12 protein-coding genes are annotated in these 13,370 nt (G+C 59.3%); 4 read left to right on the plus strand and 8 right to left on the minus strand.

From position 1 onward, the window contains the following. Nucleotides 1-42: 42 nt before the first annotated feature. The 4 genes from rhaS (AFK62_RS00920) to rhaB all read right to left on the minus strand — a co-directional run bounded on the left by rhaS (AFK62_RS00920) (nucleotide 43) and on the right by rhaB (nucleotide 4,696). Nucleotides 43-1,035 carry a rhamnose ABC transporter substrate-binding protein gene (gene rhaS / locus AFK62_RS00920; RefSeq protein ID WP_007667718.1) on the minus strand — a complete coding sequence of 331 codons (993 nt, stop codon included), beginning with the start codon at nucleotides 1,033-1,035 and terminating at the stop codon, nucleotides 43-45. Nucleotides 1,036-1,136: 101 nt separating this feature from the next. Further along, nucleotides 1,137-1,961, minus strand: a complete 825-nt coding sequence (gene rhaD / locus AFK62_RS00925; protein WP_007667721.1) for a rhamnulose-1-phosphate aldolase — start codon at nucleotides 1,959-1,961, stop codon at nucleotides 1,137-1,139. Nucleotides 1,962-1,970: 9 nt separating this feature from the next. Beyond that, complete coding sequence (locus tag AFK62_RS00930) at nucleotides 1,971-3,227, minus strand: L-rhamnose isomerase (protein ID WP_053531674.1); 1,257 nt, start codon at nucleotides 3,225-3,227, stop codon at nucleotides 1,971-1,973. After that, nucleotides 3,224-4,696 (minus strand): rhamnulokinase, encoded by a 1,473-nt coding sequence (gene rhaB, locus AFK62_RS00935; protein ID WP_007667725.1) that lies wholly within the window; start codon nucleotides 4,694-4,696, stop codon nucleotides 3,224-3,226. Before rhaB ends, AFK62_RS00930 begins: the two co-directional genes overlap by 4 nt. A 301-nt stretch (nucleotides 4,697-4,997) precedes the next feature. Between rhaB and rhaS (AFK62_RS00940) the strand changes: the two genes are divergently transcribed. Next, on the plus strand, nucleotides 4,998-5,834 hold the full coding sequence (gene rhaS / locus AFK62_RS00940; protein ID WP_032984135.1) for an HTH-type transcriptional activator RhaS: 837 nt from the start codon (nucleotides 4,998-5,000) through the stop codon (nucleotides 5,832-5,834). Nucleotides 5,835-5,905: 71 nt separating this feature from the next. Then, entirely contained in the window at nucleotides 5,906-6,757 is an 852-nt protein-coding gene (gene rhaR / locus AFK62_RS00945; RefSeq protein ID WP_007667732.1) for an HTH-type transcriptional activator RhaR, read from the plus strand. On the opposite strand, the gene rhaT is transcribed toward rhaR, so the two are convergent. Then, on the minus strand, nucleotides 6,754-7,791 hold the full coding sequence (gene rhaT / locus AFK62_RS00950) for an L-rhamnose/proton symporter RhaT (protein ID WP_007667734.1): 1,038 nt from the start codon (nucleotides 7,789-7,791) through the stop codon (nucleotides 6,754-6,756). The two genes, rhaR and rhaT, sit on opposite strands and share 4 nt — an antisense overlap. A 373-nt stretch (nucleotides 7,792-8,164) precedes the next feature. Between rhaT and sodA the strand changes: the two genes are divergently transcribed. Beyond that, nucleotides 8,165-8,785, plus strand: a complete 621-nt coding sequence (gene sodA / locus AFK62_RS00955; protein ID WP_032984136.1) for a superoxide dismutase [Mn] — start codon at nucleotides 8,165-8,167, stop codon at nucleotides 8,783-8,785. Between the two features lie 70 nt (nucleotides 8,786-8,855). Beyond that, a complete protein-coding gene (gene yiiM / locus AFK62_RS00960; RefSeq protein ID WP_007667739.1) occupies nucleotides 8,856-9,533 on the plus strand; it encodes a 6-hydroxyaminopurine reductase in 678 nt (225 codons plus the stop codon). A gap of 73 nt (nucleotides 9,534-9,606) precedes the next feature. Here the strand turns inward: yiiM and lldD are convergent, their stop codons facing one another. From lldD to lldP, 3 genes are read right to left on the minus strand one after another with little or no spacing between them, the layout of a single operon-like run. Beyond that, the gene (gene lldD / locus AFK62_RS00965) at nucleotides 9,607-10,812 is read right to left on the minus strand and encodes an FMN-dependent L-lactate dehydrogenase LldD (RefSeq protein WP_007667741.1); all 1,206 of its coding nucleotides are present in this window, start codon (nucleotides 10,810-10,812) and stop codon (nucleotides 9,607-9,609) included. Then, the gene (gene lldR, locus AFK62_RS00970) at nucleotides 10,812-11,597 is read right to left on the minus strand and encodes a transcriptional regulator LldR (protein WP_007667743.1); all 786 of its coding nucleotides are present in this window, start codon (nucleotides 11,595-11,597) and stop codon (nucleotides 10,812-10,814) included. The genes lldD and lldR overlap by 1 nt, the downstream gene beginning before the upstream one ends. Beyond that, a complete protein-coding gene (lldP, locus tag AFK62_RS00975; RefSeq protein ID WP_007667746.1) occupies nucleotides 11,594-13,249 on the minus strand; it encodes an L-lactate permease in 1,656 nt (551 codons plus the stop codon). Before lldP ends, lldR begins: the two co-directional genes overlap by 4 nt. Nucleotides 13,250-13,370: the final 121 nt, after the last annotated feature.

Here is a 13,370-nt window from a genome sequence, read left to right on the forward strand (position 1 = left end):
CAGTGGCTCACCTTACGCACGTCTTTTTTGACGCGCTTCTACTCAGAAAATCTTCGAAAACTTATCAATGTTGCTGGCATCGTAGACGAAGGGTTCAGCCATCGCGCCGCTGCCGTCGGCATCCAATTTGACCTTGCCAAGCTTACCCATGCTGGCTTCGGTTTTGGTGGCAGTACCTTTGACAAGGTCATCCGCAAGGTATGTCGCCGCATACCCAAGGTCGATAGGGTTCCAGATGGCGAAACTTTTGGTCGCGCCCGACTTCACGGCACCTGCCATCTCAGACGGCAACCCTAGCCCGGTCACATACACCTTGCCTATCTTGCCCTGGTCTTTCACCGCCTGAGCCGCCGCAACAATCCCGACCGACGACGGCGACACAATCACTTTTAAATCCGGGTATGACTTCAGCAGCCCGACCGCTTCGCGGTAGCTTTTATCCGACAGGTCATCGCCATACGCGACCGTCACCAGGTTTACCGAAGGGTACTTCGGCAGCACCTTTTTCATCTCGGCAATCCAGGTGTTCTGGTTCGTTGAGGTCGGCGTGGCGCTTAAAATCGCCACGTCGCCTTTCTCGACGTTCAGCGCTTTTAGCGCGTCGGCGGCGAGCTTCACGTTGGTTTCGCCAATCAGCGCGTTATTGGACGGATTCAGGTGGATCTGACGGCCCTGTTTTGCGACGCCGGAATCCCAGGACACCACTTTAATGCCGCGCTGCATCGCTTTTTTCAGCACCGGCACGACCGCGTCCGGGTCGTTAGCGGAAATAGCAATCGCGTCCACGCCCTGGGCGATAAGCCCGTTCAGCACTTCAATCTGCGCTTCGGCGGTGGTGGTGGTGGGGCCGGTGTAAATCACTTTCACATCCCCAATCTCTTTGGCGGCTTCCTGAGCACCCGTGTTCGCGGCCTCGAAAAATCCATTGCCGAGGGATTTCGCCACCAGCGCGATTTTGACTTCCGCATACACGGAATTGGAAAATGCCCAGGCGGCAACAGCGAAGGTACAACCTAAAATGGCTTTTATTTTCATTGCTTGTACTCCACGTAGTGACTCAGTTTGCAGGTGTAAGAGGTTTCACGATCGGCTTCAGGCCGCCCGAAGGCGACCTGAGCGTCGAGCGATGTTGTTATTTAAAGTGCGATAGCGCCGGCGTGCGGGGTCACCCCGAAGCGCTCGCCAAGCGCGATTAACTCTTCACGGGTAATGGTCTGTTTCATGCCTCCCATGGAAATCACTTTGACCAGGATCTCTGCCGATTTCTCGGCGGTGTCGATAAGCCCGAACGCTTCATCAAGCGTCGGCCCGGTACCGAAAATGCCGTGATGCGGCCACAACACCAGGGTGTGGGTTTTCATCTGCTCTGACGTGGCGCTGCCGATACCATCGGTACCAGGCACCATCCACGGCACAATACCGACGCCGTCCGGGAACACCACCAGACACTCGGTGCTGCCTTCCCACAGCAGGCGGGTGAAGCGCGCCTCGTCCAGCTCCAGCACAAAGCTCAGCGCAATCAGGTTGGTGGCGTGGCAGTGCATGATCACGCGGTCTTTTCCGTCAGAGACGGCTTTACGCACCGCGTGAGACTGGAAGTGCGAGGCCAGTTCCGAGGTCGGCAGGCCGCCGTTGGTCAGCCCCCAGTGAATGTGATACGCCATGCCGTCGTCGGTGATTTGCAGCAGCACCAGCGTATCTGCCGGATCGAGCTGAACGTTGCGGAAAAATTTGCCCGAGCCGGTCACCAGGAACCAGCAGCCCGCCAGTTCGGTACGCGGCTGCGTCAGCTCCACGCAGCGCGGCTCCGGGTAAAATTCGGCGCGATACGGCTCCACGTCGGCTGCGTCCAGGCGCAGGCTCACGTTACCGCCGTTACGTTCGTCCCAGCCTTTCAGCCACATATCACTGGTGGCTTTCACCATACCCTGTACAAACCAGGAAGAAAGAATGCGTTGCATGAGTGCTCCTTAGCGCTTGCTTAATACGTGTTGTTCATAATGACGGACGGTGGAGAGCCACGAGGCGTCGGCCGGGGTGTCGTGACGCAGGCAATACATCTCCCAGACGGCCTGCCACGGCAGTGACTTCTGCTCTTCAAGCAGCGCCAGACGGGCCGTGTAATCGCCTTCCAGCTCCCGCTGGCGCAGCTCGGCGGTCGGCTCAAGCAGCGCGCGCAGCAGCGCTTTTTTCATATTGCGGGTACCAATCACCCACGCCGCGATGCGGTTGATGGAGGCGTCGAAGAAATCGAGGCCGATATGCACGCGGTCAAACAGGTCGTGACGAATGATTTCTCCGGCGATGGCCTGGGTTTCGTCATCCAGCAGCACCACGTGGTCGCTGTCCCAGCGTACCGGGCGGCTCACGTGCAGCAGCAGGCGCGGGACATAAAGCATCGCGCTGGAGATTTTGTCGGAAATCACTTCGGTTGGATGGAAATGCCCGGCGTCAAGGCACAGCGCGGTCTGGCGCGTCGCGGCGTAGCCCAGGTAAAACTCGTTGGAGCCCACGGTGTAGCTCTCTGCGCCAATGCCAAACAGTTTGCTTTCCACCGCGTCGATGTGGTGCGCCGGATTGAGCTTCTCGCTTATCACTTCATCGAGCGCTGAAAGCAACCGCTGGCGCGGCGCCAGGCGGTCTACCGGCGTGTCTTTCATGCCGTCAGGGATCCAGATATTCATCACCGAGGGCGTGCCGAGCTGTTCGCCGAACGACGCGGAGACGCGACGGCTTGCCTGGCAGTGTTCAATCCAGAACTGGCGGATCTCCGGGTTCGCATGCGACAGCGTAAAGCCGTCAGCGCTCAGCGGGTGCGAGAAACACGAAGGGTTAAAGTCCAGCCCGAGATGGTTTTCACGCGCCCACGCGACCCAGTTCGCGAAGTGCTCAGGCTTGATCTCGTTGCGTGCAACCGGCGCGTCAGATTCCAGATAAATAGCGTGCAGGTTAAGGCGTTTCGGCCCAGGGATAAGGCTTAACGCCTGGTCCAGATCCGCGCGCAGCTCTTCGGCGTTGCGCGCTTTACCCGGGTAGCTGCCGGTGGCCTGAATGCCGCCGGTAAGCTGCCCCTGCGGATTTTCAAACCCGGCCACGTCGTCGCCCTGCCAGCAGTGCATGGATACCGGCAGGCGGTCGAGCTGACGCAATGCGGCTTCGGCATCGACGCCAACGGCGGCGAAGCGCTGCTTCGCCAGTTCCCAGGCCTGGTTGATTTGAGTGGTCATGCGCAAAGCTCCTTCTTGGTTTGGCGATACGGCGAAACTCGCGCCGCCTGGCGGGCAATCTCGCTGTCAGTCTGAGGATGAAAATGGGTCAGCGGCTGGCTTGCAGTGACGATGCGGCGAAACGCGTCAACGTCGGGAATGTCATCCAGCGCCATAAGCTGGCAGCCGATGTTGCCGAGCGTAGAGGCCTCTACCGGGCCGGCCATGACGGGAATGCCGCAGGCGTCGGCGCAGAGCTGATTTAAGAACTGATTCTGGCTGCCGCCGCCCACGATATGCAGCACCGTGAACGGGCGCCCGCGCAGGGCGGTCAGTTCATCGAGTACGCGGGCATACAGCAGCGCCAGGCTGTCGAAGATACAGCGCGCCAGCGCCGCCGGGGTATCAGGCACCGGCTGGCCGCTTTCACGGCAGGCAGCCTCAAGCTCGCGGCTCATGTTTTCCGGGTTGATAAAACGGTCGTCGTTGGGGTTCACCACAAAGCGGCAGGCCGGTAGCGCGCGGGCCTCGTCAATAAGCGCAGGCAGGTTGTCGACCGCCTGCTCTTTGCATACGCGTTGCAGCAGCCACAATCCCATAATGTTCTTCAGCACCCGGTAGCGCCCTTCAGCGCCGCCTTCATTGGTGATGTTGGCGGCCAGCGCGTTGTCGCCGGTGTACGGCGTTTTGCTTTCAAACCCCATCAGCGACCAGGTGCCGGAGGAGAGATAAGCCGCCTCCTGGTTTTCCAGCGGCGCGGCGATGACGGCGCTCGCAGTATCGTGGGTGGCGACGGAGACCACAGGAATGTCAACGCCCTGCGCGCTGCGCCAGTAGCCGATAACGTTGCCCGGATGCGTTGGCGTACCGAGCCAGTGCGCCGGCACGCCTGCCCAGTCGAGCAATGTCTCGTCCCAGTTATCGGTGCCGATATTCATCATCTGCGTGGTAGTGGCGTTGGTGTAATCCCAGTTCAGCACGCCGGTCAGGCGGTAGCAGAGGTAGTCGGGGATAAGCAGCGCATGCGCCACGCGCCCGACCAGTTCCGGCTGCTGTTCCACCAGCGCGCGGAACTGATAAAGGGTGTTGAAGGGCAGAAACTGAATGCCGGTGCGGCGATAGATCTCCTCGCGGCCCACCTGTTGCTGCGCGCGGGCCATCACGCCGTCGGTGCGGCTGTCGCGGTAAGAGACCGGCAGGCCGACGCGCTCGCCATGTTTATCCAGCAGCACAAAATCTACACCCCAGGTGTCGATGCCAATGCTGTCGATAGGTGTGCCGCACGCGCAGGCTTTTTGCAGGCCGGTGCGCACTTCACGCTCCAGCGCATCGACATCCCAGGTGTCGAAACCGTCCACGCGGCGCAGGCCGTTGCCAAAACGGTGGATCTCCTGAAGCGTCAGGCGCTGTCCCTGGCTGTCGTAGCAGGCCAGCATCACACGGCCGCTGGAGGCGCCCAGGTCGACCGCGACGCTATGGCGAATAGTCATGATGGGGGTCCTTGTTGGAATCTCTGATGCCAGTCTAGGGAGCGGCGCGGTGGCGCACCTTCATCCCACTGACAGCGCGTTACCGGCGCTGGCAAGGAAGCAAAGATGAACGTGAGGAAGTTCACAGAACGGCGTTTGAGCACGCGGCAGGCAGGGGTGTGAGCCGCGCCGCATTTCCAGAAATTTCACGACGTTTCTTAAAAAAGCGACGTGCTTTGCGCGTTTTGACGTCGAAAATTTAAGGTGTAAGTGAGAACCGTTATCTACTATCAGGCAGGTTTCACTGAAAGCGGGGTCGATGATGACGGTACTACAGGGTATTGATTTTTTCCCAACCGGCGCGGCGTCGGTCACCATTGAACCGCGTTTGCCGCAGGCGGCTTTTCCTGAGCATCACCATGATTTTTATGAAATTGTCATCGTCGAACACGGTACCGGCACGCATGTGTTCAACGGTCAGCCGTATACCTTAAGCGGCGGCTCCGTCTGCTTTGTACGCGATCACGATCGCCATTTATATGAACACACTGAAAACCTCTGCCTGACGAACGTGTTATATCGTTCTCCGCAGGCGTTCAGTTTCCTGTCAGGGCTTGAAAAGCTCCTGCCGCAGGAGCAGGACGGGCACTACCCCTCGCACTGGCGCGTGAGCCAGCAGACGCTGCATCAGGCCCGCCCGCTGGTGGATCAACTGGAGGTGCTGCGCGAGAGCAGCGATGTGCACACCATCGCCAGTATGGAAATGCTCTTTATGCAACTGCTGATCCTGCTGCGTCGCGGCAGCCAGGCGCAGGGCACTGGTCATGCCGATGAGCGGCTGAATCAGCTGATCGCCTGGCTTGAAGAGCACTACGCGGAAGATGTCTGCTGGGAACAGCTCGCTGACCGCCATATGCTCTCGCTGCGCACGCTGCATCGTCAGCTTAAACAGCGCACCGGCCTGACGCCGCAGCGTTATCTCAACCGCTTACGGTTGATGAAAGCGCGCTATTTGCTTCGCCACAGCGAAGAGAGCGTTACTGATATCGCCTATCAGTGCGGCTTTGGCGACAGCAACCATTTCTCCACGCTGTTCCGGCGTGAGTTCTCCTGGTCGCCACGCGACATTCGTCTTGGGCGAGACGAGCAAATGCAGTAACGCGAAGGGAATCACCGTTTTCTGCGGCAAAAAAGGGGATACTTTGCAGCTATTTGCCCCGGAGATGCGCAGTGGCCCCTCAGTTAGTGCTAAGGAAAGCGGATTTCTTCGCCACGCCCACCCAGCCGGTGGTGGTGGCGGATCGCTATCCGCAAAATGTCTTTGCCGAGCATACCCACGAGTTCTGCGAACTGGTGCTGGTGTGGCGCGGCAACGGGCTGCACGTGCTGAATGACCGCCCTTATCGCATTACCTGCGGCGATCTCTTTTATATCCGCGCGGAAGACCGCCACAGTTACGAGTCGGTCAACGATCTGGTGCTCCACAACATTATTTATTGCCCGGAAAGGCTGCAACTGAACGTTAACTGGCGCGATCTGCTGGAAAACCCGCACGGTAACAACGGCGATCCGCGCTGGCGGCTCAGCAGTCAGGGGATGGTGCAGGCGCGACAGGTCATCGACCAGCTTGAACATGAAAGCCCAAAGCATGACGCGCTCTCGCACTGTTTGTCCGAAAGCCTGTTCTTGCAACTGGCGATTACGCTGCGCCGTCATCGCTATCAGGCATCGAGCGGCGCGGGGCCGGGCGAAGGAGAGAAACTCGATCTGCTGATGGCCGCACTTGGTAACAGCCTTGACGTGCCGTTCGACCTCCAGCATTTTTGCAGCCACTACCAGATTGCCGAGCGCCCGCTGCGTCAGCTGTTCCGTCAGCAGACGGGCATGACCATCAGCCAGTATTTGCGTCAGTTGCGCATCTGCCAGGCGCAGTACCTGCTGCGCCACTCCGAGCTACTGATTAGCGATATCGCCGCGCGCTGCGGCTTTGAAGACAGTAACTATTTCTCAGTGGTGTTTACGCGCGAAACGGGCGTGACGCCACGGGTGTGGCGTCAGCAGTGCGGGGTGATGACCGGTTAATTCGCGGCCATCCCCAGCCCGACGATATTCGCCGCCACGATAATCACCACGCAGCCGAGGCTCAGCACGCTCACCGGGCGACGGCCCGCTGCTTTCCATTCGCGCAGCACCAGCCCCACCAGCCCGCCACACAGCACATAGAAGCTCATGTGCAGCATCCAGCTGATGTAGTCATACTGCGCCGGAATGCGCGCGTGGCCCCAGGCGTAGAAAAAGAACTGCAAATACCACATCAGCCCGCCCAGCGCGGAAAGCAACAGGTTGCTGATAATGAGCGGCTTCGCCAGCGAGAAATCGGCCTTGATCGACAGGTCTTTCACCTTCGCAAGACGGATGAAACAGAAGCCGAGGTTAACCAGCGCGCCGCCGCCCATAATCACCACATAGCTTGGCAGGCCAACATAGAGCGGATCGACCCCCAGCGCAGCGGCCGCGTCATGCATCGGCTTCGCGGCGTCCATCGCAAAGGACATTCCCGCCGAAAAAACGCCGCACATCACCGCCAGCAGCAGCCCTTTCTTGAGGTTAAAATCTTCGGCCCGGATGCCCATCTGGCGCTCTTTAAGCTGGCCTGCGCGGGTGACGATGCCGACGCCAATCAGCGCGACGAAAACCCCAAGCAGCGTCATCCGCCCGCCGGGCGTACCGACCAGTACCGCGAATTTGCCGTTCAGCAGCGGCGTCATCAGCGTGCCGACAATCAGCGTGATGCCGATAGCGATGCCAATGCCCATCGACATGCCGAGATAGCGCATCGTCAGGCCGTAGTTAATATTGCCAATGCCCCACATCGCGCCGAAGAGAAACACCGGCAGCAGCGTGGAGGCGCTGAACGAACCGTAATAGGCCCAAAAATCAGGTAGCAGCAGGGCGCTGACGGCCCAGGGCAGAATCAGCCACGAGACTATCCCGCCTACCGACCACATGGTTTCCCAGGACCAGTGGCGAACCTTTTTAAACGGCGCGTAAAAGCAGGCGGCGCTCGCCGCGCCAATTAAGTGCCACAGGATCCCCATGGTTATCGCGTTATTCATGCTTCTCGTCCTCGTTTCCGTTGTAGAGCCAGAGGAGAGCGAAAGCCGCTCCCTAACCCAAACGAGTCTATTGAGGCATGGGATCTTTCACCTTCGGGGTGCTGCCGCCGGGGGGCAGCGGGTGGCAAAAAACAGCGGGTAAGCCGAACGGGGATCACACTTTGCGGCGAATTCGGACGATGCTTAAGGCTCGGAAAAGTGTGCGAAAATCGCCGTGAGGCGTCCTTTTTTAGCCATTATTGCGTTAAGTTATAACCATATAAAAACTGCGGCATCGATAAACATTTTCAATATCATTTAATTAACTATAATGAACCCACTGCTTACGCGGCGTTAACACCTCTGCCGCCCGACAATAATGGAGATGATGAATATGAGTTATACACTGCCATCCCTGCCGTACGCATACGACGCCCTGGAACCGCATTTCGACAAGCAGACGATGGAAATCCATCACACCAAACACCATCAGACTTACGTCAACAACGCCAACGCGGCGCTGGAAAGCCTGCCGGAGCTGGCGAACCTGCCTGTTGAAGAGCTGATCACCAAACTGGATCAGGTGCCGGCGGATAAGAAAACCGTACTGCGCAACAACGCAGGCGGCCACGCTAACCACAGCCTGTTCTGGAAAGGCCTGAAAAAAGACACCACCCTGCAGGGCGACCTGAAAGCGGCTATCGAGCGCGATTTCGGCTCTGTTGAGAAATTCAAAGAAGAGTTCGAGAAAGCAGCCGCTACCCGTTTCGGTTCTGGCTGGGCGTGGCTGGTGCTGAAAGGCGACAAACTGGCTGTCGTTTCCACGGCAAACCAGGATTCCCCGCTGATGGGTGAAGCGATTTCTGGCGCATCCGGCTACCCGATCCTGGGCCTGGACGTGTGGGAGCACGCGTACTACCTGAAATTCCAGAACCGTCGTCCGGACTACATCAAAGAGTTCTGGAACGTGGTTAACTGGGACGAAGCTGCCGCGCGTTTCGCTTCTCAGAAATAAGGTTGCAACCTGACCTGTAAAAAGCGAGCCTGACGGCTCGCTTTTTTTATATCCGCAAAAGGAGGCGCGTATGCATTTCCCGGTTCAGGTTTATCTCGGCAAAATCCGCGACTACGAGGGCAGCCGGCCGAGCGCCATCGGCAAAGTGCAGGTTGAGGGCGAGCTGTCGCTGACCAGCCGGGGGCTGGTGGGCGATCAGCAAGCGGAGAAGAAAATTCACGGCGGTGCGGACCGCGCGCTGTGCCATTATCCGCGCGAACATTACGCCGTCTGGGCGAGGGAATATCCTGAACGGGCGGAATGGTTTTCCGCGCCTGCGTTCGGCGAGAATCTCTCGACGCTGGGGCTTACCGAAGAAAACGCGTTTATCGGCGATATCTTTCGCTGGGGCGAGGCGCTCATCCAGATAACGCAGCCGCGCTCGCCCTGTTTTAAGGTCAATTTTCATTCGGGCATCAGCGAACTTTCCGGGCGGATGCAGGACACCGCGCGTTGCGGCTGGCTTTACCGGGTGATAGGCGAGGGTAAGGTGTTCACCGACGCGCCGCTGGCGCTGGTGTCACGCGTAAGTGCGATATCGGTACGCGAGGCGGCGGCCATCGCCTGGCATACGCCGTTTGACGACGAGCAGTATCACCGGTTGTTAAGCGCCGCCGGGCTGTCTGCCAGCTGGGCAAAAACGCTGCAAAACCGTCGTATTAGCGGCAAGATTGAGAGTTTTTCGCGCCGGTTGTGGGGGCGTGGTTAACCTGCTTTGCCCCTCTCTCCAGCGGGGAGGGGGGCATACCGCGTTCGGCAAGGCTGGCGGCGCTACTCGTTTCTTATGCCGCGTCGTGCCGGTGGGTCTGCGCGCTGGTTGCAGGCAGTTCCGCTAGCACCGAGGTAAACTCCGGGGCGGGCACCAGCGACTCGCGGGTGATCTCTTTAATCGATTTCGCGCCGGTCAATGTCATCGCCACGCGCATCTCTTTCTCAATCAAGTTCAGCAGATTCGCCACGCCTTTCTCGCCGTGGGTCGCGAGCGCATAAAGATATGCACGTCCCAGCAACACGCTGTCGGCGCCCAGCGCAATCATGCGCACCACGTCGAGCCCGTTGCGAATGCCGCTGTCGGCCAGAATTGTAATATCCCCTTTTACCGCGTCAGCGATAGCGGGCAGCGCGCGGGCGGAGGAGAGCACGCCGTCAAGCTGGCGGCCGCCGTGGTTAGAAACCACAATCCCGTCGGCGCCGAAACGCACCGCGTCGCGTGCGTCTTCGGGGTCAAGAATGCCTTTGATGACCATCGGGCCATCCCAGAATTCGCGGATCCACTCGAGGTCTTTCCATGAAATGGACGGGTCAAAATTGTTCGCCAGCCAGCCAATATAGTCCTCAAGCCCGGTTGGTTTGCCAAGATACGTCGAGATATTGCCGAGATCGTGCGGGCGGCCATGCAGCCCTACATCCCACGCCCACTGCGGGTGCGTCGCAGCCTGCCAGTAACGGCGCATGGCGGCGTTCGCGCCGCTCATTCCTGAGTGAGCATCACGATAGCGTGCGCCAGGTGTGGGCATATCTACCGTGAAGACCAGCGTCGAGCAGCCCGCCGCTTTAGCGCGCTCCAGCGCGTTACGCATAAAGCCACGGTCGCGCAGCACATAAAGCTGGAACCACATCGGACGATTAATCGCGGGCGCAACCTCTTCAATCGGACAGACGGAAACCGTGGAGAGCGTAAACGGGATCCCCTTCGCCGCCGCGGCTCGCGCGGCCTGCACTTCACCCCGTCGTGCATACATGCCGCACAGCCCGACCGGGGCGAGCGCCACCGGCATGGAGAGCGTTTCGTTGAATAGCTTCGTCTCAAGGCTCAGGTCCGACATATTCTTCAGCACGCGCTGGCGCAGCGCGACCTGCGAGAGATCTTCCACGTTGCGCTTAAGGGTGTACTCCGCGTACGCGCCGCCGTCGATGTAGTGGAAAAGGAATGGCGGCAGGATACGCTGGGCTGCCGCGCGGTAATCGCTGGCTGCGGAAATAATCATCAATCATTCTCCCTAGAGGGTTTCAGTACGTCATCGGGCAGGCGGGTAACGCGCGCCTGACGGGCGACATCTTCATCAAGCTGTTTAATGGTGGAGTGGACAAAGCCGAGGTGGCGCAGTGCCGCTTTGCGCGCGCGTTCGGCGTCGCCAGCTTCTATCGCCTCCAGCATCTCGCGGTGCTGACCGGTAAGCTGCGCGAAAATCGGTTGTTGCTGGTACATGCGCTGGCGGCTTTCCATCACGGACGATTGCAGGAGATCGAAAAAGCCGCGCATGGTTTGCAGCAGCACTACATTGTGCGAGGCTTCGGCAATCGCCAGATGAAAGCGCACGTCGGCCTGAGAGGCGAGGTCCGGGTCGTCGCGTTCGGTAAATTGCAGCATTGCGTCAAAGCAGTAGCGCAGCTTTTCTTTATCCTGCGCAGTGGCGCGCAGCGCCGCATACCAGGCGGTGCTGGCCTCAATTGCGTGACGCGCCTCTAAAATGTCATAGCGATAACCCGGATCGTCTGCCATCAGGTTGCGGATAGGCTGGACGATGCGCTGTTCTGACCACGGCTCAAGCTGGTAACGCACAAAGGTGCCCCCGCCGCGGCGGCTTATCAGCAGTCCGTCACGGATGAGGATCTGCAACGCCTCGCGCAGCGAATTGCGCGAGACGCCAAGCTCCTGCGCCAGCTGTCGCTCAGCGGGCAAGCGCATTCCGGCTTCCAGCCCGCGCTCGGTGATGAGCGCACGAATGCGCTCCACCAGATGGTCGGCCAGTCGTCGGGTCATTAATGTCATGGGATCATCCAGGTAAAGTAGTACGCCTGCAGCAGCGTGATAAGCCCCACCATGCAGGTGAAAATCAGGCTGTGCTTCACGGTAAAGCGGAACAGATCAGACTCTTTCCCGACCAGCCCCACCGCCGCGCAGGCGATAGCGATAGATTGCGGCGAAATCATCTTGCCGGTGACGCCGCCAGTGGTGTTCGCCGCCACCATCAGGATATCCGAGACGCCGGTCTGTTGTGCCGCTGTCGCCTGGAGCGCCGCGAAAAGCGCGTTCGACGACGTGTCGGAGCCGGTCAGGAACACGCCGAGCCAGCCGAGGAACGGCGAGAAGAATGGAAACGCGCTGCCGGTATGCGCCAGGGCTAACGCGAGCGTGGAAGAGAGGCCGGAGTAGTTAGAGATAAACGCGAAGGCCAGCACCATCCCGATGGAGTAAATCGGCAGCGCCAGCTCTTTCATCGTCTGGCCGAACGTCTCCACGGCGGCTTTCGGCTTCATGCGCAGCCAGATAATAGAGATGATGGCCGCCACGAAAATCGCGGTGCCAGTAGCGGAGAGCCAGTCGAATTTATAGACAGCGGCATAGGCGGTCGCCTTCGCGACAACCGGCGGCATGCGCGCCACCAGGCCGTCCAGGAACGGTACGGAGAAGTTAAACACCAGATCCGCGAGCGGGCCGCCCTTCGCGAACAACGCCTTGAACGGCGGAATACTCCAGAGCGTGACCGTGGCGGTCAGGAACAGGAAGGGCGACCAGGCGCGGATGACCTGCCCTGGCGTATAGTTCTTACGCGCCAGCGTTTGATCAACCACCGAGGCACCCACATCACCGAACCGGAAGATGCGCACCGGACGCCAGCGTTTGAGAAACAGCGTCAGGCAGACCAGCGATACCAGCGAAGAGATGATGTCCGGCAGTTCTGGCCCGATAAAGTTTGAGCTTAAATACTGCGCGATAGCGAACGATCCGCCCGCGACCAGCACAGCAGGCCAGGTCTCTTTAATGCCGCGCCAGCCGTCCATAATCGCCATGATCCAGAACAACACGATAATGGTCAGGAACGGTAACTGACGGCCCACCATCTGGCCAATCTGGAAGCTGTCGAGACCGGTGACCTGGCCTGCGACCAGAATCGGGATGCCCATCGCGCCAAACGCCACCGGGGCGGTATTCACAATCAGGCACAGGCCCGCGGCATAAAGCGGGTTAAACCCCAGCCCCACCAGCAAGGCCGCCGTAATGGCAACCGGCGCGCCAAAGCCTGCAGCGCCTTCCAGAAACGCGCCGAATGAGAACCCGACAATCAGCATCTGCAGACGCTGGTCCGGCGTGATGGAGAGGATAGACGAGCGGATAATGTCGAACTGCCCGGTTTTCACCGAGATTTTATAAACGAAGACCGCGGCGATAATAATCCAGGCGATGGGCCACAGGCCATAGAAAAAGCCATAAATAACGGACGCGAACGCGCGCTCCGTCGGCATTTTGTAAAAGAAGAGCGCCACCATCAGCGCGATGGCAACGGTGATCGTCGCCGCCAGATACCCTTTGAGCTTGAGCTTAATCAGTGCGAAAAAGAAAAACAGGATCGGCAAAGCGGCAATCAGGCTGGAAAGCCAGAGGTTCCCTGCCGGGTCGTAATTCTGCTGCCAGAGGTGCATAGCGAATCTCCTGCGGGCCTGCACGTGCCGGAAGTCTGAGCTTCTTTATAGCGCGGCATTTGTAAAAGTGGCCCAACCAATGTGTTGTTGTAGGGGTAATGACAACAAAAGGTTAACCATT

The organism is Cronobacter condimenti 1330 (assembly GCF_001277255.1).
GTDB lineage: Bacteria > Pseudomonadota > Gammaproteobacteria > Enterobacterales > Enterobacteriaceae > Cronobacter > Cronobacter condimenti.

Excerpts from the sequence above, each read along its gene's own strand:
- rhaS (WP_007667718.1), bottom strand. The coding sequence starts at position 1,035 with ATGAAAATAAAAGCCATTTTAGGTTGTACCTTCGCTGTTGCCGCCTGG.
- rhaD (WP_007667721.1), bottom strand. The coding sequence starts at position 1,961 with ATGCAACGCATTCTTTCTTCCTGGTTTGTACAGGGTATGGTGAAAGCC.
- AFK62_RS00930 (WP_053531674.1), bottom strand. The coding sequence starts at position 3,227 with ATGACCACTCAAATCAACCAGGCCTGGGAACTGGCGAAGCAGCGCTTC.
- rhaB (WP_007667725.1), bottom strand. The coding sequence starts at position 4,696 with ATGACTATTCGCCATAGCGTCGCGGTCGACCTGGGCGCCTCCAGCGGC.
- rhaS (WP_032984135.1), top strand. The coding sequence starts at position 4,998 with ATGACGGTACTACAGGGTATTGATTTTTTCCCAACCGGCGCGGCGTCG.
- rhaT (WP_007667734.1), bottom strand. The coding sequence starts at position 7,791 with ATGAATAACGCGATAACCATGGGGATCCTGTGGCACTTAATTGGCGCG.
- sodA (WP_032984136.1), top strand. The coding sequence starts at position 8,165 with ATGAGTTATACACTGCCATCCCTGCCGTACGCATACGACGCCCTGGAA.
- yiiM (WP_007667739.1), top strand. The coding sequence starts at position 8,856 with ATGCATTTCCCGGTTCAGGTTTATCTCGGCAAAATCCGCGACTACGAG.
- lldD (WP_007667741.1), bottom strand. The coding sequence starts at position 10,812 with ATGATTATTTCCGCAGCCAGCGATTACCGCGCGGCAGCCCAGCGTATC.
- lldR (WP_007667743.1), bottom strand. The coding sequence starts at position 11,597 with ATGACATTAATGACCCGACGACTGGCCGACCATCTGGTGGAGCGCATT.
- lldP (WP_007667746.1), bottom strand. The coding sequence starts at position 13,249 with ATGCACCTCTGGCAGCAGAATTACGACCCGGCAGGGAACCTCTGGCTT.